Origin of the sequence: Actinomycetospora sp. CA-053990, from assembly GCF_050948445.1 — a bacterium.
GTDB classification, from domain to species: Bacteria; Actinomycetota; Actinomycetes; order Mycobacteriales; family Pseudonocardiaceae; genus Actinomycetospora; species Actinomycetospora callitridis.
In genome coordinates this window covers 1,681,684-1,706,079 of the sequence record NZ_CP192043.1, presented here as the reverse complement: position 1 = coordinate 1,706,079, position 24,396 = coordinate 1,681,684, and the positions used below count along the sequence as shown (strand labels likewise).

At 76.0% G+C, this 24,396-nt stretch carries 23 protein-coding genes and 2 pseudogenes; 7 read left to right on the top strand and 18 right to left on the bottom strand.

The annotated features are described in order from the left end of the window. Positions 1–75 precede the first annotated feature (75 nt). The 7 genes and pseudogenes from ACQPYN_RS08785 to ACQPYN_RS08755 all read right to left on the bottom strand — a co-directional run. Positions 76–1,638 carry an amino acid permease gene (locus ACQPYN_RS08785; RefSeq protein ID WP_433035963.1) on the bottom strand — a complete coding sequence of 521 codons (1,563 nt, stop codon included), beginning with the start codon at positions 1,636–1,638 and terminating at the stop codon, positions 76–78. A 142-nt stretch (positions 1,639–1,780) separates the two neighbouring features. Beyond that, a complete protein-coding gene (locus ACQPYN_RS08780) occupies positions 1,781–2,743 on the bottom strand; it encodes a cation diffusion facilitator family transporter (protein WP_433035960.1) in 963 nt (320 codons plus the stop codon). Between the two features lie 49 nt (positions 2,744–2,792). After that, positions 2,793–4,018: pseudogene (gene manA, locus ACQPYN_RS08775) on the bottom strand (mannose-6-phosphate isomerase, class I). 40 nt (positions 4,019–4,058) lie between these two features. Then, a complete protein-coding gene (locus ACQPYN_RS08770) occupies positions 4,059–4,670 on the bottom strand; it encodes an SIS domain-containing protein (RefSeq protein WP_433035957.1) in 612 nt (203 codons plus the stop codon). A 516-nt stretch (positions 4,671–5,186) separates the two neighbouring features. After that, on the bottom strand, positions 5,187–5,396 hold the full coding sequence (locus ACQPYN_RS08765) for a Trm112 family protein (RefSeq protein ID WP_433035954.1): 210 nt from the start codon (positions 5,394–5,396) through the stop codon (positions 5,187–5,189). Positions 5,397–5,419: 23 nt separating this feature from the next. Beyond that, the gene (locus tag ACQPYN_RS08760) at positions 5,420–6,853 is read right to left on the bottom strand and encodes a phosphomannomutase/phosphoglucomutase (protein WP_433035951.1); all 1,434 of its coding nucleotides are present in this window, start codon (positions 6,851–6,853) and stop codon (positions 5,420–5,422) included. Positions 6,854–7,103: 250 nt separating this feature from the next. Then, positions 7,104–7,427, bottom strand: a pseudogene (locus ACQPYN_RS08755) (DUF3499 domain-containing protein); the annotation flags it as partial. A 180-nt stretch (positions 7,428–7,607) separates the two neighbouring features. On the opposite strand from ACQPYN_RS08755, the gene ACQPYN_RS08750 reads away from it, so the two are divergent. Then, entirely contained in the window at positions 7,608–8,015 is a 408-nt protein-coding gene (locus tag ACQPYN_RS08750; protein WP_274193662.1) for a metallopeptidase family protein, read from the top strand. 4 nt (positions 8,016–8,019) lie between these two features. On the opposite strand, the gene ACQPYN_RS08745 is transcribed toward ACQPYN_RS08750, so the two are convergent. The 4 genes from ACQPYN_RS08745 to ACQPYN_RS08730 all read right to left on the bottom strand — a co-directional run bounded on the left by ACQPYN_RS08745 (position 8,020) and on the right by ACQPYN_RS08730 (position 12,418). Next, the gene (locus tag ACQPYN_RS08745; RefSeq protein ID WP_433035948.1) at positions 8,020–8,406 is read right to left on the bottom strand and encodes a VOC family protein; all 387 of its coding nucleotides are present in this window, start codon (positions 8,404–8,406) and stop codon (positions 8,020–8,022) included. Positions 8,407–8,453: 47 nt separating this feature from the next. Beyond that, a complete protein-coding gene (locus ACQPYN_RS08740; protein WP_433035945.1) occupies positions 8,454–10,223 on the bottom strand; it encodes a hypothetical protein in 1,770 nt (589 codons plus the stop codon). A 106-nt stretch (positions 10,224–10,329) separates the two neighbouring features. After that, positions 10,330–12,024, bottom strand: a complete 1,695-nt coding sequence (locus ACQPYN_RS08735; protein WP_433035942.1) for a glycosyltransferase — start codon at positions 12,022–12,024, stop codon at positions 10,330–10,332. 133 nt (positions 12,025–12,157) lie between these two features. After that, the gene (locus ACQPYN_RS08730; protein ID WP_433035939.1) at positions 12,158–12,418 is read right to left on the bottom strand and encodes a WhiB family transcriptional regulator; all 261 of its coding nucleotides are present in this window, start codon (positions 12,416–12,418) and stop codon (positions 12,158–12,160) included. 351 nt (positions 12,419–12,769) lie between these two features. On the opposite strand from ACQPYN_RS08730, the gene ACQPYN_RS08725 reads away from it, so the two are divergent. Genes ACQPYN_RS08725 through ACQPYN_RS08710 form a run of 4 tightly spaced genes read left to right on the top strand, consistent with a single transcriptional unit; the run spans position 12,770 to position 16,482 of the window. Next, positions 12,770–13,534, top strand: coding sequence for a site-2 protease family protein (locus tag ACQPYN_RS08725; RefSeq protein ID WP_433035936.1), 765 nt, complete (start codon positions 12,770–12,772; stop codon positions 13,532–13,534). A gap of 26 nt (positions 13,535–13,560) precedes the next feature. Beyond that, the gene (cofD, locus tag ACQPYN_RS08720; protein ID WP_433035933.1) at positions 13,561–14,550 is read left to right on the top strand and encodes a 2-phospho-L-lactate transferase; all 990 of its coding nucleotides are present in this window, start codon (positions 13,561–13,563) and stop codon (positions 14,548–14,550) included. Then, the gene (locus ACQPYN_RS08715) at positions 14,540–15,889 is read left to right on the top strand and encodes a coenzyme F420-0:L-glutamate ligase (RefSeq protein ID WP_433035930.1); all 1,350 of its coding nucleotides are present in this window, start codon (positions 14,540–14,542) and stop codon (positions 15,887–15,889) included. The genes cofD and ACQPYN_RS08715 overlap by 11 nt, the downstream gene beginning before the upstream one ends. Then, a complete protein-coding gene (locus tag ACQPYN_RS08710; protein WP_433035927.1) occupies positions 15,886–16,482 on the top strand; it encodes an NUDIX hydrolase in 597 nt (198 codons plus the stop codon). The genes ACQPYN_RS08715 and ACQPYN_RS08710 overlap by 4 nt, the downstream gene beginning before the upstream one ends. 134 nt (positions 16,483–16,616) lie before the next feature. Here the strand turns inward: ACQPYN_RS08710 and ACQPYN_RS08705 are convergent, their stop codons facing one another. Together ACQPYN_RS08705 and ACQPYN_RS08700 are read right to left on the bottom strand one after the other, a co-directional pair. After that, the gene (locus tag ACQPYN_RS08705; protein ID WP_433035924.1) at positions 16,617–17,561 is read right to left on the bottom strand and encodes a DNA-3-methyladenine glycosylase family protein; all 945 of its coding nucleotides are present in this window, start codon (positions 17,559–17,561) and stop codon (positions 16,617–16,619) included. After that, positions 17,554–18,645, bottom strand: a complete 1,092-nt coding sequence (locus ACQPYN_RS08700; RefSeq protein ID WP_433038792.1) for a sugar phosphate nucleotidyltransferase — start codon at positions 18,643–18,645, stop codon at positions 17,554–17,556. The genes ACQPYN_RS08705 and ACQPYN_RS08700 overlap by 8 nt, the downstream gene beginning before the upstream one ends. A 174-nt stretch (positions 18,646–18,819) precedes the next feature. On the opposite strand from ACQPYN_RS08700, the gene ACQPYN_RS08695 reads away from it, so the two are divergent. Then, entirely contained in the window at positions 18,820–19,257 is a 438-nt protein-coding gene (locus tag ACQPYN_RS08695) for a hypothetical protein (protein ID WP_433035921.1), read from the top strand. Between the two features lie 13 nt (positions 19,258–19,270). On the opposite strand, the gene ACQPYN_RS08690 is transcribed toward ACQPYN_RS08695, so the two are convergent. After that, complete coding sequence (locus ACQPYN_RS08690; RefSeq protein ID WP_433035918.1) at positions 19,271–20,125, bottom strand: alpha/beta fold hydrolase; 855 nt, start codon at positions 20,123–20,125, stop codon at positions 19,271–19,273. A gap of 66 nt (positions 20,126–20,191) precedes the next feature. On the opposite strand from ACQPYN_RS08690, the gene ACQPYN_RS08685 reads away from it, so the two are divergent. Then, a complete protein-coding gene (locus ACQPYN_RS08685) occupies positions 20,192–20,761 on the top strand; it encodes a TetR/AcrR family transcriptional regulator (RefSeq protein WP_433035915.1) in 570 nt (189 codons plus the stop codon). On the opposite strand, the gene ACQPYN_RS08680 is transcribed toward ACQPYN_RS08685, so the two are convergent. The 4 genes from ACQPYN_RS08680 to rfbD form a co-directional block, all read right to left on the bottom strand. After that, positions 20,762–21,655: a glycosyltransferase family 2 protein gene (locus ACQPYN_RS08680; protein WP_433035912.1), complete on the bottom strand. Its 894-nt coding sequence runs from the start codon at positions 21,653–21,655 to the stop codon at positions 20,762–20,764. A 19-nt stretch (positions 21,656–21,674) separates the two neighbouring features. Beyond that, on the bottom strand, positions 21,675–22,586 hold the full coding sequence (locus tag ACQPYN_RS08675) for a tetratricopeptide repeat protein (RefSeq protein WP_433035909.1): 912 nt from the start codon (positions 22,584–22,586) through the stop codon (positions 21,675–21,677). 40 nt (positions 22,587–22,626) lie between these two features. Then, positions 22,627–22,887 carry a hypothetical protein gene (locus ACQPYN_RS08670; RefSeq protein ID WP_274189633.1) on the bottom strand — a complete coding sequence of 87 codons (261 nt, stop codon included), beginning with the start codon at positions 22,885–22,887 and terminating at the stop codon, positions 22,627–22,629. 70 nt (positions 22,888–22,957) lie between these two features. Next, positions 22,958–23,860, bottom strand: a complete 903-nt coding sequence (rfbD, locus tag ACQPYN_RS08665; protein ID WP_433035905.1) for a dTDP-4-dehydrorhamnose reductase — start codon at positions 23,858–23,860, stop codon at positions 22,958–22,960. Between the last annotated feature and the right edge of the window lie 536 nt (positions 23,861–24,396).

Genomic DNA, 24,396 nt, shown 5'->3' with positions numbered 1-24,396 from the left:
GTGCCGGGGCCACCGCCGCCGGACGGACGAGGACGGCCCCGCCGGTCGTGGCGACCACCGGCGGGGCCGTCCCGGTCAGCCGGGCTCGGTGGGCCGCGAGGACGGCCCGGCCGGGCCGCCCGGGTTGGTGACCGAGGACTCCTCGCCGCGCTCCCGCTTGCCGAGCACGGAGTTCCGGCGGGAGTAGGCGAAGTAGATCACGACGCCGAGCACCATCCAGACGATGAACCGGATCCAGGTCTCGACGGTCAGGTTCAGCATCAGCCAGAGGCAGCTGAGCACCGCGAGCGTGGCCACCAGCGGCAGGGCCTTGACCGTGAAGGTCCGGTGCAGGTCGGCCCGGTTGCGCCGCAGGTAGACCGTGCCGACCGAGACCAGGATGAACGCGAACAGCGTGCCGATGTTGACCATCGACTCGAGCTCGTCGATCGGGAAGAAGCCGGCCAGGACGGCGCAGAGCCCACCGATGATGATCGTGATCTTCACCGGTGTGCCCCGGGAGCCCGTCTGGGCGAGGTTGCGCGGGAGCAGCCCGTCGCGGCTCATCGCGTAGAACACCCGGCTCTGGCCGAGCATGAGCACCATGACCACGGTGGTCAGGCCGGCCAGGGCACCGACGGAGATGATCGTGGACGCCCAGTTCGCGCCGACGAGCGTGAACGCCGTCGCCAGCGTGGCGCTCTCGTCGCTGCCGGGCGGCGTCGCCAGCTGGGTGTAGTTGACCATGCCCACGAGCACCAGCGAGACGGCGACGTAGAGGACGGTGACGACACCGAGCGAGCCGAGGATCCCGCGGGGCAGGTCCTTCTGCGGGTTCTTGGTCTCCTCCGCGGTGGTGGAGACCGCGTCGAAGCCGATGAAGGCGAAGAAGACCAGGGACGCCCCGGCCAGCAGGCCGTAGATGCCGAAGGTCGACCCCTCGCTGCCGGCGATCAGCGACAGCAGCGACGCGTCGGCACCGCCACCGCTCTCCTGCGGGCCGCCGGGCGGCGGGATGAACGGGGTGTAGTTCGCGGCCTGCACGTAGAAGAGCCCGACCACGATGACGAGGAGCACGACGAGCACCTTGATCGAGGTGATGATCGTCGAGACCCGGCTCGAGAGCTTGATGCCGAGCACGAGGACCACCGTGAGGGCGCCGATGACCAGCACGGCGCCCCAGTCGAACGTCACCGGGCCCAGCTCGAGGGACGCGGACGTGCTGCTGCCGCCGAACAGCTCGCCGAGGTACTGCGCCCAGCTCTTCGACACGACGGCCGCGCCGAGGGCGTACTCGAGGATGAGGTCCCAGCCGATGATCCAGGCGATGAACTCGCCGAACGTGGCGTAGGAGAACGTGTAGGCACTGCCGGCCACCGGCACCGTCGAGGCGAACTCGGCGTAGCAGAGGCCCGCGAACCCGCAGGCGATCGCGGCGATGACGAACGAGATCGCGATGGCCGGGCCGGTGATGTCCCCGGCGACGCGCGCGGTGATGGTGAAGATGCCGGCGCCGATGAGCACCGCGACGCCGAAGACGGTGAGGTCGAAGGCGCCGAGCTCGCGGCGGAGCTTGCTGCCCGGCTCGTCGGTGTCGGCGATGGACTGTTCCACCGACTTGGTCCGGAAGAGCCCGCCTTGCGGCTGGGTCGACGTCATGGGCACTCCTGAAGGTCCGACCGGTCCGTCCGTGGTCGGCGGCACCCTACGCCCGCCGACCCCCGGAATGACGACGGAGACGACCAGATCCGTGACGGCGAGTTCACCTCGCTGCGCCGACAGGACGCAGCGGCTCGGCCGGTCAGCCCGCGCGGTCCGGCGTCGGGTCGAGTGCCTCGCCGACCGGGGAACCGTCGGAGCGATCGAGGTCGGGCTCGAGGTAGACCAGCCGGGCCTCGGGCACCGCGTGGCGCAGGCGCGCCTCGGCGTGGTCGATCGCCTCGGCGACCGTCTCGGTCGGCAGCGACGACGACACGGCGATCTTGGCGGCGACTAGCAGCTCCTCGGGACCGAGGTACTGGGTGCGCAGGTGGATCACCCGCTCGACGGGCCCGCCGACCAGCGCATCGGTGATCGTGCGGACCAGCGGCGGCGACGCGCCCTCGCCGATGAGCAGGCTCTTCGTCTCGATGATGAGGATGACCGCGATGACGCCCAGCAGGACGCCGATACAGATCGTCCCGAGCGCGTCGAAGACGACGTTGCCGGTCAGGACGGACAGCCCGACGCCCGCGAGGGCCAGGGCCAGGCCGACGAGGGCCCCGAAGTCCTCGAGGAGGACGACGGGCAGCTCGGGGTTGACCGAGGTGCGGATGAAGCCCCACCACGACTGGTCGCCCTTGAGCTCCCGCGACTCCTTGATGGCGGTGCGGAAGCTGTAGGTCTCCAGGGCGATCGCGACCACGAGGATGGCCACGGCGACGAACGGGCTGGTGAGGTCCTCGGAGCCCGCCGTGAGCTTGTGGATGCCCTCGTAGAGGGCGAACACCGAGCCGAGGCTGAAGATCAGCAGCGCCACGATGAACGAGTAGAAGAAGCGGTCGCGCCCGTAGCCGAAGGGGTGCTCCCGGTCGGCCTCGCGCCGCGCGCGCTTGCGGCCGAGCAGCAGGAGCCCCTGGTTGCTCGTGTCGGCCACCGAGTGCACGCCCTCGGCGAGCATCGAGGACGAGCCCGTGATCGCGAAGCCGATGAACTTGGCGACGGCGATGCCGGCGTTGGCCGCGAGCGCGGCGACGATCGCCTTGCCGCCTCCGGATGCGGACACGGGGTGCCTCCAGGGGATGGACCGGGCGGGTGTGGGGTCGCCGTGAAGGCTAACCCCCGGGGGTCTCGAGCCCGTCCGCCGCCGCGAACGCCAGCGCCGGGCCGTCGACCGGGGTGATCGTCACCGGGCCGTCGCACGCCGGGATCCAGGCCGCGGCCCCCTGGGTCACCTCGTGGCAGCGCCCGGCCGCGGTGCGCAGCCGGACCGTGCCGCGCACGGTGACGACGATCCGCGGGCCCTCCAGGCCGAGGTCGGCGGGCCCCTCGTCGAGCTGCCCCTCGTCGAAGGCACACCGGGCGAGGGTGAAGAACTCCGAGGGCGCGTAGCGGGTGACGGGGCCCTTGCCCTCGCCGCGCAGCAGCGTCGGCAGGCCCGGCGCGAAGTCGAGGACCCGCAGCAGCTCGGGCACGTCGACGTGCTTGGGGGTCAGCCCGCAGCGCAGGACGTTGTCGGAGTTGGCCATCAGCTCGACGCCCGCGCCCGACAGGTACGAGTGCGGCGAGCCCGCCGGCTGGTAGAGGCACTCCCCCGGCGCGAGCGTCACCCGGTTGAGCAGCAGCGCCGCGAGCACCCCGGCGTCGCCGGGGTAGCGCTCGCCGAGGTCGAGCAGGGTCCGCGCCTCCCCGGTGAACTCGCCGCGGGCGCGGACGTGGGCGACGCAGCCGTCGAGCAGCGCGGGCACCAGCTCGTCGACCGCCCGCTGGGGCAGCGTGATCCATGTGGTGAACACCGCGCGCAGGCCGTCGGCGTCGGGCTGGGCGGCGAGCAGGCCGGAGTGGTGCTCGAGCGCGCGCACGTCGAGCGCCCGCAGCAGCCGCACGGTCGTGGCAGCCTCCCGGAACCCGGCGAGGGCGTGGAACTCGGTGAGCGCGCAGAGCAGCTCGGGCTTGGGCAGCGGGTCGGGGTAGTTGCGCTCGGCGGCCGTGCGCGGCACGCCGGCGGCCTCCTCGCGGGCCCAGCCGGCGGCCGCCTGCTCGGCCGAGGGTGGGCCTGCAGGCTCAGCGGCTCCTCGGCGGCGAGCACCTTGAGCAGGTAGGGCAGCCGGTCGGACCACCGCTCGCGACGCCCCGGACCCAGCCCGCCCGCGGGGTCGTCGGCCAGCGCGTCGGCCAGGTTCGTCCCGCGGCCGGTCAGCTGCGACGGCTCGTCGCGGTGCGCGCCGAGCCACAGCTCGGCCTGCGGATGGGGCGAGGGGACCTCCTCGCCGAGCAGCTCGGCCAGGTGCGTGCGGGAACCCCACGCGTACGTGCGCACGCTGCCCCTGAGGGTCTCCACGGACGTGCCTCTCTGGTCGGGACGGGGGACGTGACGCGACTCAGCCGGTGTGGACGCCCGGCACCCGCGCGCCGAGCGCGAGGCCGAGGTACACCGCGGTGAAGTCGAGCCGGGTGGCCAGCACGGCCGCGCGCATCGCGTCCGCGACGGGGCCCTCACCGGCCAGGTCGACGTCGTCGATCTCCAGCACGTCGGCCCCCGGATGACGGGCACCGACGTCGGCGACCAGCCGCCGCACCGCGAGGTTCTCGCGGGCGGCGAGGAGCACCAGCCGCGGCGGCGGCGCCGCCGGCGACGGGTCGTCGAAGGGGTCGGCGAAGATCGACGCCTCCCCGGAGGTCTCCTGCAGCCGGGCCCGCAGGGCCGGCTGGGTGGTCGCGGCCGCCACCGAGGTGGCCTGGGCGACGACCCCGGCGTGGGTGGCCAGCACCGTCGCGCCGTACCCGGCGAGCAGGGCGGCGACGGGGTCGGCGCCCCACAGCAGCGGCGTGCGCTCGGCCAGGCGCAGCGCGAGGCTCTTCGCCGGGTTGACGAACGCCTCGCCGCGCGGGCCGTCGCGCTCCGCCTCGGCGTCGAGCCGGTCGGCGAGCACGTCGAGGTCGAGGTCGAGCAGACCCAGGGACCGGGCGACGGCGAGGCCCGTGGCCAGCACCGTCGCGGTGTCGAGGCCGTCGAGGTCCTCCCCGGCACGCCGACCGTCATCCGGGGCACGACGGCGAGGGCCCGGCCCGCGCCCGCGGCGGCCGCGGGCCCCTCGCCCGGGCCGGCGAGCACGACGTGGGCCCCGCGGCGCACGGCACGGTGCACGGACTCGGCCACGTCCGCCTCGACCGGGTCGCCCTCGCGACCGCGGTGGGTCGCCACCACGACGTCGAGCGGCCCCAGCCACGGCGGCGCCACCCCGGTGACGATCACCGGGAGAGGGGCCGTCGGCGTCAGGAGCGCGGCGAGCAGGCGGCACGCGGACTCGGTGGTGCCCGGGCGGGTCAGCAGGATCAGCGCGCGGGGGCGCAGGCCGGCGAGCTCGTCGGGCACCCCGACGTCGCGGGCGGCCGCCCACGTCGCGCGCGCCTGTGCGCCCGCGGTCGCCACCGCGCGCAGCACCCCGTCGTGGTCGGCGGCGAGCAGGCGCGGCTCGTCGGAGAGGAGGGCGTCGTCGAGCACGCGCTCACCCCTGCACTGCGGTGGCCGGTCCCCCGGTCGCCTCGGACAACAGCAGGACAGGGATGCCGTCGGTGACCGGGTAGCGCCGGTCGCACGACGTGCAGGTCAGGGCCGAGGCCTCGGGGTCGTCGGGCGTCCCGGGGCGCAGCGTGCCGTGGTCGGGCGCGGGGCACGCCAGGATGTCGAGCAGGTCGGGGTCCAGGCCGAGCGGCATCGGGGTCTCCTCTGAAGTCCGGGTCAGCCGCGCACGAGCGCGAGGACCTCGTCGCGCAGCGCGGCGACGGCGTCGTCGTCGGCGGCCTCGACGTTGAGCCGCAGGAGCGGCTCGGTGTTCGAGGGGCGCAGGTTGAACCAGCTCTGGTCGGGCAGCACGACGGTGAGACCGTCGAGGTCGTCGGTGGTGACGCCGTCGCGCGCCCCGAAGTCCTGCTCCACCTCCGCCATCACGGCGGCGGTGTCGGCGACCTTCGAATTGATCTCGCCGGAGGCGGCGTAGCGGTCGTACTGCGCCATCAGCTCGGACAGCGGTTCGTCCTGCTCCCCCAGCGCGGCCAGCACGTGCAGGGCGGCGAGCATCCCCGAGTCGGCGTTCCAGAAATCGCGGAAGTAGTAGTGCGCCGAGTGCTCCCCGCCGAAGACCGCGCCGGTGTCGGCCATCGTCGCCTTGATGAACGAGTGGCCCACGCGGCTGCGTTCGGGCGTGCCGCCGGCCTCGCTGATGATCTCGGGGACCGCGCGCGAGGTGATGAGGTTGTGGATGACGGTCGAGCCCGGGTGCTTCGCGAGCTCCCGCGTCGCCACGAGCGCGGTGATCGCGCTGGGGCTCACCGCATCGCCCTTCTCGTCGACCAGGAAGACGCGGTCGGCGTCGCCGTCGAAGGCGAGCCCCGCGTCGACGCGGCCGAGGGTGACCACCTTGCGCTGCAGGTCGACGAGGTTGTCCGGGTCCAGCGGGTTCGCCTCGTGGTTGGGGAACGAGCCGTCGAGCTCGAAGTACAGCGGCTCGATCTCGAGCGGCAGCGGGTCCATCACCGCGGGCACGGTGTACCCGGCCATGCCGTTGCCGGCATCGACGACGAGCGACATCGAGCGGATGCCGGAGAGGTCGACCAGCGAGCGCAGGAAGGCCGCGTAGTCGGCGAGCATGTCGCGGTGACCGACCGTGCCGGGCGCGTCGGCGTCTCCGGTCACCGCGCCGGCGCCGCGGTCGAGCAGCGCGGCGATCTCGTCGAGCCCGGTGTCCTGCCCGACGGGCGACGCCCCGGCCCGGCAGAGCTTGATGCCGTTGTAGGTCGCCGGGTTGTGGCTCGCGGTGAACATCGCGCCGGGCATCTCGAGCGCGCCGGACGCGTAATACATCATGTCGGTGCTGGCCAGGCCGATGTGGACGACGTCGACCCCGAGCGACGTGACCCCCTCGGCGAACGCCTCCGCCAGCCCCGGGGAGGACTCGCGCATGTCGTGCGCGACGACGACCGCCCCGCCGCGGCCGAGGCCCGAGCCGGTGCCGTTCGCCTGCTCGTCGAGCAGGATGCGCGCGAAGGCCGAGCCCACGTCACGGACGAAGGTCTCGTCGAGCTGGGAGCCCACGAGACCGCGGATGTCGTAGGCCTTGACGACCTGGTCGATCACCTGGGCGCGGTCCGGGGTCGTGTCCGCTGCAGTGGCCACACCCTGAGCCTATCGGCCGGGGCCGGGGGGCTGCGCCCGCCGGGCGGGCACGTCCGTCGAACGATGCGCCGATACGCGACGCGCAGGAGAGGTCCTCAGGAACCGGCGGGGTCGGGCAGGACCCGGAGGTGGCCGCGACGGCCGGTAGAGCCGGCGGGCATGCCCGCCGCGAGGCCCGGCGGCATGGCGGCGGGGGTCCCAGGGGCCCCGGGGACACGGCCGCGCCCGATCCCGAGGCGGCGGCCGCGCCGCGGCCCGCGGTGATCCGCGTGCGTCCGTCGCGGCTCTCCCCCAGCGGGCGGTCGGCCCGCCCGGCCTCGCGCACCGCCTCGGCGAGGGCGGTGAGGTCGTCGGCGGAGGGCTCGGCCGGGAACTCGCCCTCGTAGCGGACGACCTCCCATCCGCGGGGGGCGGTCAGACGCACGGCGTGTCGCTCGCAGAGGTCGTAGGAGTGCGGTTCGGCGCTCGTCGCCAACGGCCCGACCACGGCAGTCGAGTCCGAGTAGACATAGGTCAGGGTGGCCACGGCCGCGTGACCACACCCGGTCCGTGAGCACTTCCGTACTCCTCGCACGGACCGAACGATAGCCCGGTCGCCCGCGTTGATCGTGCAGGCGCGCGGGGCGCGTCGGCCCCGTGGGGGTGAGGCCCGCGTAGGCTCCGGCACGTGACGAGGAGCGCGAGCCGTCGGGGCCCCACCCCGGCGCCCGGAGCGCGTCGGCGGCGCCGTGACCGGCGGGGACGCGGCCTGCGGATGCCGCTCTACCCGTCCGGCTCCCCCGCCGCCCGCACACGGGCCGAGCGGTTCGACGCCCTGGTGCTCGAGGCCCTCGAGCCGATCGAGGAGCGCTGGAGCGCCGAGCTCGCGGATCTCGACGTGGCCGTGGACGACGTCCCCGAGGTGCCGTCGGGGTCCGAGCGCTCGCCGGTGGAGGACGACGCGGTGCTCGGCGACGGCGAGGTGCCGCTCGCGCGCCTCGTCCCCGCAGGCATGGACCGCCGCGGCGCGGTGACCCGCGCCCGCATCGTGCTCTACCGCCGCCCGCTCGAGGCGCGCGCGCTCGACGGCGAAGACCTCGCCGACCTGCTGCACGACGTGCTCGTCGAGCAGGTGGCGGGCTACCTGGGCGTCGAGCCCGACACCATCGCCGGCGAGGAGTAGCCGGCTAGAAGCTGCGGTGGACGGCCTCTACGTTGTGGCCGTCGGGGTCGCGCAGGAAGACGGCGTAGTAGCCCGGGTGGTACTCGGGGAAGATCCGCGGCGCGTGGAGCACCTCGGCGCCGTGCGCCACGGCCGCCTCGTGCACCGCATCCACCGCCGCGCGGTCCGGGGCCGCGAACGCGACGTGCAGCTCCTGCTCGACGGCGCCGCCCGGGGCGAGCCAGAAGCCGGCGTGGCCGCCGCCCGTGGACAGGCCGACCACCTCCGGCGCACCGGGCGGGCCGGTGGGGATCCGGACGGCCACCGCCATGCCGAGCGGGGCGAAGGCGGCGGTGTAGAAGGCGACGGAGGTCTCGACGTCGCCGCTGGGGAAACCGAGGTGGTCGAACACGGTCGTGACCCTAGGGGTGACCCCCGACACGGCTCATCCAGACGCTGCTAGTCGAGACGGGTCCGCGACGGCAGGGCCGAGAGCGCCGTGAACAGCACGAGCGCCAGCTGCAGGAGCAGGAGCAGCAGCCGGGCGGTGTCGTCGCGCCCGACGACCACAGGGCCGCCGGCGTCCCCGACGGGTACGCCGACGAGGTGGCCCCAGGCGGGGACGACGGCCACGGGCGCGCCGCCGACCGTCGCGGTCCACCCCGACTCCAGCTCGGCGGCCACCACGAGCAGCCGACGGTCGGCGCCCGGCGAGACGCGCACGCCGACGGTCGGCAGGTCCGACGGCACCGGCGTGAGGCCGGCGGGACGCCGCGGGGCCGCGCGGGCCTCGGTGGCGTCGTCCGAGACCGGGGGCTCGAGCAGCACCGCGCCGCCGACCGGGAGCGCGACCCGGGCGACGGGCCGCCCGTCGGAGGCCGGCGGGGCGTCGACGAGCAGGGGCCCGGCCGAGGTGCGCACCGAGCCGGCGGTCTGCTGGTCGGGCAGCACCACGGCCCCGGCCCCGGCCGTGGCGAGCTCGGCCACGCCGGCCTGCACGGTGGCCGGGTCGCCGGAGAGCAGCGCCCGCACGTCGCGCTGCAGCCGGGCGGGCGCGGCGCCGACCAGGGCGAAGTCGTCGTCGCCGTAGCGGGGCAGCGCCGGACCCGACCGCCGGGTGGTGTCGGCGTCGCGGGTGAGGACGACGACGCCGGCCCCGCTGCGCGCGAGCTCGTCGGCGAGCGGTGCGGCGAGGGTGGCCGGGCGCGTGGCGGCGAGCGGCCCGGCCCCGCCGCCGACGACGGTCACCACGGCCAGCGCCACCACGGCGAGCGCGAGCACCGGCACCGCGACGCCCCGGACCCGCTCGCTGCGCTCGTCCCCGCGGTCGCGCGACCGGAACCGGCTCGCGAGGCCCGTCGCGCTCGCGCCGACCCGCTCCGCGGCGTCCGAGAGGCGACCACCGAACCCCGCACCGCCGAGATCCAGCTCGGACTCGCCGCGGCGGTCCGGCGCGCGGCCGCTGCGCTCGCGCCGCCCGAGAAGCTGGCCGAGCGGCTCGGCCCGTGCCGCGGCGACCTGGGCGAGCAGGCTCCACAGCGCCCCGCACGCCGCCAGTGCGAGCGCGGGACCGGTCCAGCCCGGACGCGGGTCACCGCCCGAGAGCGGCGGCAGCGCGAAGGAGCCGACCAGCGCCGCGGCGCCGACCCCGAGCAGCAGGAGCGCGAGCCCCGGCACCGCGGCCCGGCGGGGCGCCAGCAGCGCGCCACCGACCGCGACGAGGACGAGCAGCAGGCCCGCCCACGGGACCGTCCCCGGGCCGCCGGGGTCGAGCGACAGGATGTCGAGGGCGCCCGCGAACCGCTCGGCCACCGGGGCGCCGGTGCCGTGCAGGAGGATCTCGGGGGCGGTGAGCAGCACCGTCGGCCACGGCAGGAGCAGCAGCACCGGCAGGACGACGATCACGGCCAGGGCCATCGCCCGGCGCCCGGCCGCGCGCGGCGGGGACGGCACGAGCACGAAGCCGACCACCACGACGACGAGCACGAGCGCGTACACGAGCGGGGCGAAGGCGCCGACGACGGCCAGGGCCAGCGCGGTGCCCGCCGCGGTGCTCCACCACGAGCCGCGACGCCCGGAGACGCGCACCCCGCGCAGCACGGCGAGGACGCCGGCGAGCACGAGCGGCAGCAGCACCACGGTGACGACGCCGTCGAGACGGCCCTGGGCCACCGCGCCGCCCGTGACCCCGAGCAGCGCGTAGACGGCGCCGGCGAGCGCGCGCAGCACCCGGCCGACCCGCAGCTCGCGGGTGGCGAGGTACGCCGAGAGGCCGGCGAGGGCAGCGCCGCGAGCAGCAGGAGCGACACCGCCGCCGGCGGCCCGCCCAGCGGCGTCAGCGGGCCCCGAGCACCCCGACGACGGCCAGCGCGGCGGGCGCCGGCGCGCCGGTCCCGCCGGCGGCGGGGTGCCAGACCGCGAGGTAGGAGGACCACAGCTCGCGCAGCCCCGGGACCTCGGCGATCCGCCCGCCCGCGAGCGTGAGGCCCAGCCGCGACCACTGCGTGATCAGGGCGATCACGGTGAGGCCGACGACGAGCAGCAGCGGCGGGGCCAGGAGGAGCTCGCGCGCGACCCGTCCCGCGGTGACGGGGACGACGACCACCCGCTCGCCGGGGGCGGTCGGGGGGTCCTCCCAGGCCTGGGCAGGCGCGCCGGCACGGCCCTCGGCGCGCGGGGTGGGGGTCGGGGCCGGCGTGGCCTGCGCCGCGTCGGCCGGGGCGCGCGGTCCCGGCAGCGCGACCGCCAGGGACTCGCCGGGGCGGCGCAGGCCCGCGGTCCTGCGGGTGCTGCGCGGCAGGGCGGCGCCGACGGCCAGGGCGCCCGGTCCCACGGCCGGGCGCCGGGCGGCGTCACCGCCGTCGGCGGCGGGGCCCCCGGTAGAGCCGTCCTCGCGCGACTCCCGCTCCGCCCACTCGGGCAGTCGCCCGAGCGCGAGCTCGTCGGCGAGGCGGCCGCGCACGAGCGAGGTCAGCCCGCCGCGCACGGCGTTGCGCAGCCGCGTGGTGCGGCTCGTCAGCAGTCCCCGCAGTTCGCGGGGCAGGGCCGTCGCCCCGGTGCTGCGCCGGCGGCGGGCGTCGGCGAGGTCGGCGATGCCCGGCCCGGAGCCGAGCACCCGCGACAGGCCGGCGAGCTCGGCGCCCGCGGCCCGCGCCCGGCGCACGAGCAGCAGGCCCAGGGCCCGGAGCACGGCGAGCACGGGCAGGCGCGCGAGACCGAGCACGAAAGCGGGCGACGAGCAGTTGGCCAGGAAGGTCCGGAGGCCGTGGGCGCGGTCGGTGGCGCGGTAGCGGTGGTCGACCCCGGCGGTGTCGAGCGGGCGGGTGCGGCTGGAGAGCGCGCGGGCGTGGCGCAGCCGGGCCGAGGGGGCGCAGAGCACGAGACCGCCGGCGCGGTTGACCCGCCAGCCGTAGTCGACGTCCTCGCGCAGCAGGCCCAGGGCCGTGTCGTAGCCGCCGAGCCCGTCCCACTCGCGGCGGCGCATCAGCGAGCCCGCGGACCCGACGGCGAGGACCTCGGAGTTCGTCGCGAACTGGCCCATGTCGAGCTCGTCGGCGCCGATGCCGGTCTGCCGCGACCCGGACGCGTCGATGGACACGCCCGCCTCGACCACGAGCCGGGGCTCGTCCCAGTCGAGGCACAGGGGGCCGAGCACGGCGGCCGACGGCGAGGCGTCGGCGACGGAGAGCAGGACCTCGAGGCAGTCCGGGGCCGGGGCGGCGTCGTCGTGCAGGACCCAGAGCCAGTCGCCGGAGCCCCTGTCGGCGTTGCGACCCCAACGGCGGTCGGCGTCGTCGACCGCGGTGTGGACGGCCTCGGCGAACCCGGTGTCGCGCGGCATGCGCAGCACGACGTCCACCTGGTTGCTCGCCGCGAGCAGCCCGGACGTGCCGTCGACGGAGCCCGTGTCGACGGCGATCACCCAGCGCGGCCGGCGGGTCAGGCGCGCCAGGGAGTCCAGGGCGGTGGGCAGCCAGAACTCGCCGTCGTGGCACACCAGCACCGCGAGGACGGGCGAGGTTCCAGCCACCGACGAGCCGCCCTTCCCTCGGGCGACCTCCCCGCGGGGCGCCCCTGCACCGGTCCGGCCGCCGAGAGTAGGGCCCCCTGACGGACTGTCCGGTGCCGGGTCCGTGCCCGTGCCCGGGAGAAGGCCAGGGGCGTCAGACGGCGTCGACCGCGTCCAGGGTGTCGAACGCCCGGCGCTTCAGGCGCCGGCGCTCACGCTCGGACAGGCCGCCCCAGATCCCGAAGCGCTCGTCGTGCCCGAGCGCGTACTCGAGGCACTCCGAGCGGACGTCGCAGCTGTTGCAGATCTGCTTGGCCTCCCGGGTGCTCCCGCCCTTCTCGGGGAAGAACGCCTCCGGGTCCGTCTGCGCGCACAGGGCGCGCTCCTGCCACTCCTGCTCGTCCTCGGTGACCATCGCCAGCTCCGAGAGGACATCCCTCAGAGGAGCCTGCCCCACCGGACCGAAGGCCCTCACTGCATCGCTACCCAGCACCACCGACCCGCTCTCCGCACCGTTCACGGACACCTCCCTCGCCTCGACTCCCCCCGGCCCCCACTGAGTGGACGAGGCGCCGGCCCCGCACCGACGTGTCATCGCGTAGGAATTACACCGGTGTCGTTCCATCTGGGTCAAGCCGGGGGACACGTCCGGCCGCATGTCGCGGCGGGCGGTCGTCACATGCGGTGAGCGTCACTGCGCTGTCCGTAGCAATGAGCTGTCACCACGCCTTCGAGGCGCCGGCCGGTGATCGGGGAGACTGGGTGCGTGACATCCCGCGTCTCGCGCCTGCGCTCGCCGGTCAGCCCCATCTTCCTGGTGCTGGTCGCGCTCACCGTCGCGGGGGGCGCCCTGACGCTCGTGCCCGCCCGGGGCACCGTGATCGGCGGCACGGTCCTGCTGGTCCTGGCCGGGTGGGCGGTCTCACTGTGCCTGCACGAGTTCTCCCACGCGCTGACCGCGGACCGCTGCGGCGACCACTCGGTGCGCGCTCTCGGCTACCTGACCCTGGACATCCGCCGCTACGCCAACATCGGGCTCACGCTCGTCCTGCCGTTGCTGTTCCTGGTCATCGGCGGGATCCCGCTGCCCGGCGGCGCCGTCTGGATCCAGCGGGGCGCGCTGCGCTCACGGCCGGCGATCAGCGCGGTCTCGCTGGCCGGGCCGATGGCGAACCTCGTGCTCGCCGCCGCGATCGCGATCGGGGTGGCGCTCACGGCCCCGCCGCTGCCGCTGGCCGCGGCCCTGTCGTTCCTGGGGATCATCCAGGTCCTGACGTTCGTGCTGAACCTGCTGCCGATCCCGGGGCTCGACGGCTGGGGCGTCATCGACCCCTACCTGCCCTACGGGACGCGGGCGGGCGCGGCGCGCATCGCACCGTTCGCCCCCTTCGCGATCATCCTGCTGCTGTTCCTGATCCCGGGCGCCTCGGCGCTGCTGTTCGCGGCGGCCGAGTGGGTCTTCGCCCTCGTCGGCGGCGACGGCACGCTCGCGCGGCTGGGCAACGTGCAGTTCGCCCGGCTGCTCGGCTGAGCGCGACCGGGGGGACGATGGACGGTGTGAAGGTCACCGTTCTCGTCGGGGGCGTCGGTGGCGCCCGGTTCCTGCAGGGCGTCCTGGCCGCCGCCGCACCGGGCGACGCCATCCGCGCGGTGGTTAACGTCGGCGACGACATCTGGCTGCACGGCCTGCGGGTCTGCCCGGACCTCGACACCTGCATGTACACCCTCGGCGCGGGCATCGACACCGAGCGCGGCTGGGGCCGGGCCAAGGAGACCTGGTCGGTCCGCGAGGAGCTCGAGGCCTACGGCGCCGACCCGACGTGGTTCGGGCTCGGCGACCGCGACGTCGCCACCCACCTCGTGCGCACCCGGATGCTGCGGGCGGGTTATCCGCTCTCGCAGGTCACCGCCGCGCTCTGCGACCGCTGGTCCCCCGGCGTCGAGCTCATCCCGGCCAGCGACGACCGCATCGAGACCCACGTCGTCGTCGACGACCCGTCCGACGGCCAACGCCGGGCCATCCACTTCCAGGAGTGGTGGGTGCGCCACCGCGCGGCCCTGCCGGCGCACTCGTTCGCCTCGGTCGGGCGCGAGCAGGCCACGGCGTGCCCCGCCGCGCTCGCCGCGATCGCCGACGCCGACGTCGTGCTCGTGGCCCCGTCGAACCCGGTGGTGAGCATCCACACGATCGTCGACGTCCCCGCGATGCGGCCCGCGCTCTCCGCCGCGCCCGGCCGGGTCGTCGGGGTCTCGCCGATCGTCGACGGGCACGCCGTGCGCGGGATGGCCGAGGCGTGCCTGGCGGCGGTGGACGTGCCGGTCAGCGCCGAGGGCGTCGGGCGCTGGTACGGCGCGCGCACCACGGGCGGCCTGCTCGACGGGTGGCTCGTCGCCCCGGGTGACGGGGCCGAGGTGCCGGGGGTCGAGGTCCGCGAGGTGCCGCTGATGATGACCGACCCGGACGCCACGGCGGCGATGGTGCGTGCGGCCTACGATCTCGCTGGCGTCCGCGGAGCGGAGCGGAGCCGGACCGTCGATGGCAGCTGATCACGCCTCCGACGGGCTGACCCTCTGGGGTGTCCCCGGCCTGCCGGAGTTCCGGCCCGGCGACGACCTCGCGGCGACGCTGGCCGATGCCCTCGCCGGCTCCCTGGCCGACGGCGACGTGGTGGTCGTGACGTCGAAGGTGCTCTCGAAGGTCGAGGGCCGCCTCGTGCCGGTGCCCACCGACCCCGACGAGCGGGACACCGCCCGCCGCGCGCTGGTCGACCGCGAGACCGTGCGCCTGCTCGCCACCAAGGGCCGCACCAAGATCGTCGCCAACCCCCTGGGGATCGTGCAGGCCGCCGCGGGGATCGACGCCTCGAACGTCGCCGGCGACGAGGTCGCGCTGCTCCCCGAGGACCCGGACGCCTCGGCCGCCGCCCTGCGCGCCGCGCTGCGCGAGCGGCTCGGGGTCGACGTCGCCGTGGTCGTCACCGACACCATGGGACGCACCTGGCGCGTCGGGCAGACCGACGCCGCGATCGGCGCCGCCGGGCTGGAGGTCGTGCACGGCTACGGCGGCGCCGTCGACAGCCAGGGCAACGAGCTCGTGGTCACCGAGGTCGCCGTCGCCGACGAGGTCGCCGCGGCCGCCGACCTCGTCAAGGGCAAGCTCGGCGGCGTGCCCGTCGCCGTGGTGCGCGGCCTGCCCGCCTCGCTGCGGTCGGAGACGGCGCGGGGTCACGACCTCGTGCGGTCGGTCGACGAGGACCTGTTCTGGCTGGGCACGGACGAGGCGCTCGCGCGGGGGCGGCGCGAGGCGGTGCCGGCGCGGCGCTCGGTGCGGGCGTTCGCCGACACCCCCGTCGACCCCGAGGCGCTGCGCCGGGCCGGCGCCGCGGGCCTCACCGCGCCCGCCCCGCACCACACCCGCCCGGTGCGCTTCGTGCGCCTGGCGTCGCCGGACCTGCGCACCGAGCTGCTCGACGCCATGGCCGAGGCGTGGCGCGCCGACCTGCACGGCGACGGGTTCTCCGCCGACGCGATCGAGCGCCGTGTCGCCCGCGGCGACCTGCTGCGCGCCGCCCCCGAGGTCGTGCTGCCGTTCCTCGTCCTCGAGGGTGCGCACGCCTACCCCGACGCCCGCCGGGCCGCGGCCGAGCACACGATGTTCACGGTCGCCGGGGGCGCGGCCGTCGGGAGCCTGCTCGTCGCCCTGGCCGCCGAGGGGCTCGGGTCGTGCTGGGTGTCGTCGACGATCTTCGCGCCGGAGATCGTGCGCGAGGTGCTCGACCTGCCCGCCGACTGGGAGCCCCTGGGCGCCGTCGCGATCGGGCACCCGGCCTCCGAGCCGCCGCCGCGGGGCGGGCTCGCCGTCGACGACCGGTGGGTGGAGAGATGACGGACACGGAACGGACGCTGGCGTCCACCACGCGCGCGGCCGTCTCGACGGCCGCCGTGCACGCCGACGCCCGCGAGGTCCTGGGTCGGTGGCGGGCCGGGACGCGCGAGCTGGAGTCCGTGCGCCTGGGGCTGGTGTCCTACCTGGACGCCCGCCCCGACGCGTGCTCGCGCTCCTGCGCGCCCGGCCACCTCACGGCCTCGGCGCTCGTCCTCGACGCCGCGGGCGAGCGGGCGCTGCTGACCCTGCACCCCCGGGTGGGCGCGTGGATCCAGCTCGGCGGGCACATCGAGCCGCAGGACTCGACCCTCGCCGGCGCCGCGCTGCGCGAGGCGGAGGAGGAGTCGGGGATCGAGGGCCTGACCCTCGACCCCGAGCCCTTCCACGTCGAGATCCACGCTCTGACCTGCTCGCTCGGTGTCCCCACCCGCCACCTCGACGTCCGCTTCGTCGCCCACGCGCCGCCCGGCGCCGTCGAGGCGATCAGCGACGAGTCGCTGGACCTGCGCTGGTGGCCGTTGACGGAGCTCCCCGACGAGGTCGCGTTCGGCCGGTCGCTGGCCCGGGCCGCGTCGCGTCGGAACTCCCGCTGACGACGCTTCGGTTTCCGAAGCGTCGCCACCACCGGTCACGGCCGCTTCGCGGAGCCGCGGGCCCTCGGGTCGGGAACCCCCGCTGACAACGCTTCGGTTTCCGAAGCGTCGCCACCACCGACGACGACCCGGGGTCAGTAGGTCCGGTAGTCCTTCGGCGAGAAGCGCGGCCCGAAGCGGGGGCGGCGGAACCCGGAGGCCTCGATGTAGCGCACCGCCCGCTGGCGCTGGGGGGCGTAGCAGGCCAGGACCTCGAGCATCCCGGCGTCGTCGAGCTTGCGGCCCACCAGGGCCCAGCCGACGGTCGAGGGGATGTGGAAGTCGCCGACGCTCACGGCGTCCGGGTCACCCCAGGAGCGCTGGGCGACCTCGGCGGCGGTCCACACGCCGATGCCCGGGATCTTCATCAGCAGCGCGCGCCCGGCCTCGCCGCGCAGCTCGGCGGCCTTCTCCAGGCGGTGGGCGACCGTCGCCGCCGCGAGGATCGCCCGGCGCCGCGACTGGTCGACGCCGGCGCGGTGCCACTCCCAGTCGGGGATCTCGCGCAGCCGCCGGGGCGTCGGCGGGAGCTTCATCCGGCGCGGGCAGGGGCCTGGGGCGTCCTCGCCGAAGCGCCAGCACAGCTCGCGCCACGACCGCCGGGCCTCGGTGCCGGTGACCTTCTGCTCGAGGATCGAGGGCACCAGCAGGTCCCACACGGTGCGGGTGCCGCCGAGGCGCAGGCCCGGCATGCGGCGGCGGGTCTCGGCGACGAGCGGGTGGTGGCCGACGAACCCGGAGTCGTCGTCCTCGGCGCCCAGCAGCATCGGCACCCCGTCGACGGCCCACTGCGCGCCCGGACCCCAGGCGCGGGCCCGGACCTCCCCGTCGCGTCGCGAGATCGCGAGCGTGGCGGGGCCGTCGGGGGTCGGCGTCGAGCGCCAGATCTCGCCCGCGGTTCCGTTGCCGGCCCCCTCCAGCTCCATGTGGAAGGTCGGGTCGCCCCGACCGCGGCGCAGCGGCGCGAGCAGCGCCCGCACGTCGAGGACGAACTCCGGCCGCCACACCCGTTCTGCGGCGGCAGCGACGACCTCAGGCACCACCCGAGAATCGCAGACCGCCGTCCGGGACCACGAGTCCGGGCCAGACGCGCAGCCCGGCCAGCAGCTCGCAGGACGCCCCGATCGAGGCGCCGTCGCCGACGACCGCGTCGCGCACCACGGTGTCGTCGCCGATCGACGCGCCGGGACCGATCACCGAGCGCTCGATGAGGGCGCCGTCGCCGATCCGGGCGCCGTCCATGAGCACCGACCCCGAGACGCGGCTGCCGTCGCCGATCTGCACGTCGGCACCCACGGTCGTGCCGTCCGTGAGCGACGCCGACGGCGCCACCTTCGCCCCGGCCAGCAGCAGCGCGGTGCCCACGGGGCCGGGCAGGGCGGAGGTGGGCGCCGCCCCCTGCACGAGGTCGGCGCTGCCGCGGACGAAGGACGCGGGGGTGCCGAGGTCGAGCCAGTACGACGACTCGACGTGGGCCTGCAGTCGGCGGCCGCTCTCGAGCAGCCCGGGGAACGTCTCCCGCTCGACCGACACCGGGCGCCCGGCGGGGATCGCGTCGAGCACGTCGCGGCGGAAGACGTAGCACCCGGCGTTGACCTGGTCGGTCGGCGGCGTGAGCGTCTTCTCCAGGAACGCCAGGACCCGCCCGTCGTCGTCGGTGGGCACGCAGCCGAAGGCGGTGGGGTCGGGGACCCGCACGAGGTGCAGGGTCGCGTCGGCGCCCGCGGCCCGGTGCTCGCCGACGACCGCGCGCACGTCGACGCCCGAGAGGATGTCGCCGTTGAACACGACGACCTCGTCGTATCCGGGCTCCAGCGCGTCCGCGGCGAACCGGATGCCGCCGCCGGTGCCCAGCGGCTCCGGCTCGGGGCAGCACTCGAGCTCGAGGCCCTCCAGCCCACCGGTGGTCTGCTCGCCGAGGAACGCCTCGAAGACCTCCGCCCGGTAGGCGGTGCCGAGGACGACGCGACGGATCCCGGCCGCCGCGATCCGCGAGAGCAGGTGGGCCAGGAAGGGCACCCCGGCCGTCGGCAGCATCGGTTTCGGCGTGGTCAGGGTCAGCGGCCGCAGCCGGCTGCCCTGACCGCCGACGAGGACGACCGCGGCCGTCCGCGCCGGGTCGATCTCGGCGGTGCCTCCCGCCGTGCGCCCTGCCGTGTCCCCCGAGTGCTCCACTCGAGACCCCCCTCGTCGATGACGAATCGTGACCGAGGGCGATAGTGTGGACCCTCCCGGGGCCGCCGACGGCAGTGACCCGGAAGGGACCCGCCCGTCGGGGGAACGAGCAGGAGGGTCGTGGTGGCCTCGAATGCATGGGAGCGTGCCCAGGACGCCATCGCGCACGCCTCCCAGCGGGCCACGGAGCGTGACGAAGATGTGATCACGCCGGACAACGCCGAGTCGCCGTTCGACGCCTCCGCCACCACCGTCCTCCCGGGCGGGCTGGCCGCCCGTCGCGGCGCCCCGGTCGACCCGGAGCTCACCCAGCGGCTGCCGCAGAACAACGGCGGCCGCCGCACCAACGGCCACCACCGGCGGCCCGACGAGGACGTCGACGACGACAGCGACGCCCGCACCGTGCGCTTCGGCACCGGTCCGACGCACCCGGGCACCTCGCCGTTCCCCGCGAGCCCCTTCACCTCCGGCCCTTTCCCCGCAGGTGACGACGGCGCGCGCACCGAGAGCCCGCAGGAGAAGCCCCGGCGCCCGTGGTGGCGCCGTCTGTTCGGCGGCTGACCGCGCCGGCTGCTCACCCGTCCACCCGCGCGTGGAACGCCTCCAGTCGGGCGTCGACCGCGTCCGCGCAGGCGCTCGGCAGCGCGTGGGTCGCCTCCGGCCACACCTCGATCTCGACGTCGGGGAGGCACCGCCGGGCCCGTGCCGCCCCCCGCTGCGCGTCCCCGACCGTGCTGCGCCCACCGAGCAGGGCCAGGACGGGCATCGCGAGCGAGCGCAGCGCCGCGTCCGTCGGGTAGCCGGGCGGGCCGAGCGCCATCCGGTAGGTCGCCGACCCGAGCTCGAGCACGGGGCCGAGCGGGTCGTCGGCGGGCGGGCGCTCCCCGCCGGCGTAGCGCAGGAAGCACCGCCGGGCCCCGACGACCGACGCCAACGAGGCGAGCACGAACCCCGGGCGCAGCCGGGAGAGCGTGTGCGCCGGCTCGAGCAGGGCCAGCGAGCGCACGAGGTGCGGGTGCCGCACGGCGAGCTCGGTGCCCCAGCGCCCGCCCAGCGACGCGCCGACGACGTGCAGCGGCCCACCGAGGGCGTCCACCACCTCGGCGAGCCAGGACGCCTGGTCGGCGTCGCCGGTGATCGGCGCGGTCTGGGTGCTCGCGCCCGGCTCGCCGAGCAGGTCGAGCGCCCAGACCGTGCGCCGGGCCGCGAGCACCGGCAGGTTCGGCGCCCACATCGCCGTCGTCCCGGTCCGTCCGGGCAGCAGGAGCACCGGGGTGCCGGCGCCGCTCCCGAACCGGTGGACCCGGACCGTCCCCCAGCCCGTCACGACGTCGTGGCTCTCGTGCGGCGGGAGTGCCGCCATCGCGGCGTCGAGGGCTGCGACGTACAGCGCACGGGCCCCGTCGTCGACGAACCCACCGACCGCCATGACGCCCTCCCCGTTCACGATACGATCGGATCGTAACAACTTTGCAGGCCGATCGGACCGCCAACGATGCCCAAGGTCGTCGACCACGACGCCCGCCGCCGCGAGATCACCGGCGCGCTCTGGCGCCTCGCCGCCCGCGAGGGCCTCGAGGCCGCGAGCCTCGCGTCGGTGGCGGCGGAGGCCGGCGTCTCCAAGGGCCGTGTCCAGCACTACTTCGCGAGCCGCGACGAGCTCCTCGCGTTCGCGGCGTCCGCCCTGCGCGAGCGGTTGGGGGCCCGGGTGAGCGCGCGGGTCGCGGCGGCCGGCACGGACCCGAGGGCCGTCGTGCGGGCGCTGCTCGCCGGCCTGCTCCCCCTCGACGAGGAGGGCCGCGCCGACGCGCTCGTCGGCTCGGCGTTCCTCGTGCGCGCGATCGCGGACCCGGCGGCGCGTGCGCAGCTGCGCACCGGCGAGGAGGAGATCCTCGCCGCGCTCGCCGACGGCCTCGCGGCCCTGCCGGGCGTGCGGGACCCGCGCGCCGAGGCCGAGGTCCTGCACGCCCTCGTCGGCGGCCTCGCCGATTCCCTGCTCGTCGAGCGGCACACGCCCGACTCGGCGCTCGCGGTGCTCGACCGCCACCTGGCGGCGCTGGGCTGATCAGGGCGCCGCGCGCACCCCGGTGCGGGCGCGCAGCCCCAGCCCCACGCGCAGGCCGAACCGCACCGGGGCCCAGCGCGCGCCGCGGTAGCGGTCGGCGAGGAAGCGGTAGGCGCTGCGGTGGTGCTCGGCGAGCATCCGGGACGACGTGGGGGCGTCGCGCTCGGTGGCGTGTCCGCCGGTGTGCACGACCTCGGCGTCCGGGACGTAGACGTTCAGCCATCCCGCGCGGCCCAGCCGGTCCCCGAGGTCGACGTCCTCGAAGTACATGAAGTAGCGCGGGTCGAAGCCGTCGACGGAGTCCCAGGCCTCGCGCCGCAGCAGGACGCACGAGCCCGACAGCCAGCCCGCGGTGCGCTCGGCGACCGAGCCCTCCTGGCGGTAGGAGCGCGTCCAGGGGTTCGCCGGCCACACCGCCGCGAACAGCGCGTGGCCGACGCCGCGACCCAGCGACGGCTGCAGGCGCGCCGACGGGTAGACCTCGCCCCCGGTGCGGATGAGCGGCCCGAGCGCGCCGGCGCGCGGCCAGCGGTCGCCGGCCTCGATCAGCGTGTCGAGCGCGCCGGGGTCGACGACGATGTCGGGGTTGGCGACGAGCACCCAGCCCACCTCGGCCGGCAGCCCCGCGACGCCGCGGTTGGCGGCCGCGCCGTAGCCCACGTTCTCGCCGATGCGCAGCAGCTCGACCCGCTCGTCGGCGGCCGCCGCGGCCTCGGGGGCGCCGTCGACCGACCCGTTGTCGGCGAGCACCACCCGGTACGGGCGCGTCGTGGCCTTCTCCAGGGACGTCAGGAACTCCGCGAGGGAGTCGCCCGGCGAGTAGGTCACGGAGACGACGGCCAGCCCGGAGCCGTAGGGGGCGGACACGGGTTCGGGCAGGTCAGGGTCGGACACGCCCCGCATTGTGGCCGACTCAGTCGTCCCACTCGTCGACCAGCCCGCGGTACTCGGCCTCGAGCACCGCCAGGGCGTCCGGGTCGCCGCGCCAGGCCGCCTCCTCGAAGAACGGGTGGGCGTCGTCGGTGCGCCCCTGGTCGTAGAGGAAGCGCGCGAGGTGGAAGGCGGCGCCGGGCTCCTTCACCTCGTGGGCCCGGCGCAGCTGCTCCTCGGCACCCTCGGGGTCGGCGCGCCGGTCGCGCAGGAACCAGCCGTAGTAGATGTGCGCGCACGCCCCGCCGCCCTCCGCGGCCTTCCGGTAGAGCTCCTCGGCCTCGTCGACGCGGTCCTCCGCGAGCCGGCAGTCGGCGAGCGCGACGAGCGTCGAGGGCTTGGCGTCGTCCCGGTACGCCTCGGCGAGCTCGGTGGCCGTGAACGGGTCGTCGAGCTCCTCGAGGTGCAGGGCCACGAGGTTCAGCGGGGCGAGGTCGTCGCCGAGCCGGGCGGCGCGGTCCAGGACGTAGGCGGCCTCCTGGGTGCGGCCGCGGGCGCGCAGGAAGACGCCGTAGTCGTTCATCGCGTCGGGGTGGCCGCCGTCGATCCCGACGAGGAACGCCGCCTCCGCGCCCTCGTGGTCGCCGAGCGCCTCGAGCGTCTCCCCCAGCAGGCCGGCGAGGTCGCTGCGCTGCCGCCCGTGCACGGCCCGGGTGAGGACCTCGACGGCCTCGCGCCGCTCGCCGTGGTCGAGGTGGGCGTCGGCGAGCAGGCCGGGCGCGGAGTGCTCGCCGCTGGCGTGGGCCCGCCGGAGCAGGGTCACGAGGTCCTCGTGGTGCTCGTCCGGGTCGTCGCCCGGCGAGGCGGCGAGCGCGCGCGCCTGGGCGCAGAGGGGTTCGTCCGTGGAGTCCGATCCCGACGAGGTGGTCGTCCCCGGCGCGGCCTGCTCCGTCATCGCCTCAGGGTGTCACGCGAGGGCGTCCATACCCAGGAACTCAGAGCCGCGGACCGCTCGAGGTGTCGTCGGCGGACGGCAGGGTCATCGGCCAGTACCGCCAGGAGTTCGGCGTCGGGACCGACGAGGCCGTCGGGCCCGCGAGGCGCGCCGCGCGGCGGTCACTGCGCCGCCGCTCGGCCTGCCACCGCTCGTCCCGGGCCACGCGGGCACGCAACCGATGACGCTCACGCCCGGCGTCGATCACCAACCACACGGCGACGAGACCGAGCAGCGCGAGGAGCACCGTCTCCACAGCCATGACCGCTCAACGCGCGACGGTGCGCCGAGGACACGCAAATGACACCGATGGGATTAACGAGCAGGGCCGTTCAGCCCAGCAAAAGGTCCGGATGGCGGACGACGGCGGTGTGCAGGGCGTCCCGCCAGGGTGGTAGCGGTGCGAGACCGGCCGCCCGCCACGACGCGTCCGAGAGGACCGACCAGGCCGGACGCGGCGCGGGGCGCGGGAACGACGCCGTGTCGCACGGCTGCACCCGTGACGGGTCGGCGCCCATCTCCTCGAGCACGGCCCGGGCCAGGCCGCACCAGGTCGTCGACCCGCCGCCGGCCGCGTGCCGCGTCCCCGGGGGCGCGGCCGAGCGGGCGAGGGCGAGCAGGCCGTCGGCGAGGTCACCGGCCCAGGTCGGGGAGCCGTGCTGGTCGTCGACGACGGTCAGGGTGTCGCGCTCGCGGGCGAGCCGGGCGATCGTGCGGACGAAGTTCGCCCCCGTCGGGCCGTAGACCCACGCGGTCCGGACGATCTGGTGGGCGCCGGGCAGGGTCGCGCGGACCCGCTCCTCCCCCGCGAGCTTGCTGCGGGCGTAGACGCCCTCCGGGCCGACGGGGTCCCCCGGCTCCAGGGGCCGGCGCGCGCCGCCCGGCAACGGCCCCAGGACGTAGTCGGTGGAGGCGTGGACCAGGGCCGCGCCGACCTCGCCGCACGCCGCCGCGAGCAGGCCGGGCGCCTCGGCGTTCACGGCCCAGGCGTCGGCGGCGGCCTCGGGGTCGGTCTCGGCGCGGTCCACGGCGGTGAACGCGGACGCGTTGAGCAGCACCGCCGGTCCGTCGCCCGCGCCCAGGCCGGCGTGCACCGCGTCGCGCACGGCCGCCGGGTCGGTGACGTCCAGCTCCGCGTGCGTCACGGCGACGACGTCCTCGGCCGGCGGGGCGTCGGGCGGGGTCAGCCGTGCGACGAGCTCCCTGCCCAGGGCTCCGCCCGCCCCCGTCACCATCCACCGCACGAGAACCCCCCACCCGTCGATCACTCACAGGGAGTCTCCCACCGGTCACGGAGGGCACCGGACGCGGCGGGTCACCGCCCGGGCGTCCCGTCCGCCGCGAGAGGCCCTGCTCGGGAGCGGATTCCTGATCGACATCTGACCCGCCGTGTCCACGACGCGCCGACGGGCCGTCGTACGGGTGAGAAGCCCCGAACCGCTCGGGCGCCGTCTAATCTGCGATCCAGACGTCCTCCCGGGCCGCGCGACGCCGGTGACCAGGGATCGCGTGCCCCGGACCGATCCGGCTGCCGGGGTGCTGCGGACACCAGGGCGACGGCGGACGAGATCGAGAGCGGCCCGTGGGCCCGCACGTGGAGGGAGGCCGGGCCGATGGACGACGACGAGCCCGGCCAGACCCGTCGCGAACAGTCCCGCCGCGATCCGGCCCGCCGCTACGGCCCCACGGCCGCCCGCCGCAGCCCCGGTCGGGCGGGCGGGCCGCCCGACGTGGACGTCGACCCCACCGTCCCCGAGCGCGAGCCGGTCCC

Bases quoted from the DNA above. Each gene is read 5' to 3' on its own strand.
- ACQPYN_RS08785 (WP_433035963.1), bottom strand. From the start codon at position 1,638: ATGACGTCGACCCAGCCGCAAGGCGGGCTCTTCCGGACCAAGTCGGTG.
- ACQPYN_RS08765 (WP_433035954.1), bottom strand. From the start codon at position 5,396: ATGCCGCTCGGCCTGGACCCCGACCTGCTCGACATCCTGGCGTGCCCC.
- ACQPYN_RS08750 (WP_274193662.1), top strand. From the start codon at position 7,608: ATGCCGCTCTACCCGTCCGGCTCCCCCGCCGCCCGCACACGGGCCGAG.
- ACQPYN_RS08730 (WP_433035939.1), bottom strand. From the start codon at position 12,418: ATGGTCACCGAGGACGAGCAGGAGTGGCAGGAGCGCGCCCTGTGCGCG.
- ACQPYN_RS08715 (WP_433035930.1), top strand. From the start codon at position 14,540: ATGGCAGCTGATCACGCCTCCGACGGGCTGACCCTCTGGGGTGTCCCC.
- ACQPYN_RS08710 (WP_433035927.1), top strand. From the start codon at position 15,886: ATGACGGACACGGAACGGACGCTGGCGTCCACCACGCGCGCGGCCGTC.
- ACQPYN_RS08690 (WP_433035918.1), bottom strand. From the start codon at position 20,125: ATGGCGGTCGGTGGGTTCGTCGACGACGGGGCCCGTGCGCTGTACGTC.
- ACQPYN_RS08685 (WP_433035915.1), top strand. From the start codon at position 20,192: ATGCCCAAGGTCGTCGACCACGACGCCCGCCGCCGCGAGATCACCGGC.
- ACQPYN_RS08675 (WP_433035909.1), bottom strand. From the start codon at position 22,586: ATGACGGAGCAGGCCGCGCCGGGGACGACCACCTCGTCGGGATCGGAC.
- ACQPYN_RS08670 (WP_274189633.1), bottom strand. From the start codon at position 22,887: ATGGCTGTGGAGACGGTGCTCCTCGCGCTGCTCGGTCTCGTCGCCGTG.
- rfbD (WP_433035905.1), bottom strand. From the start codon at position 23,860: ATGGTGACGGGGGCGGGCGGAGCCCTGGGCAGGGAGCTCGTCGCACGG.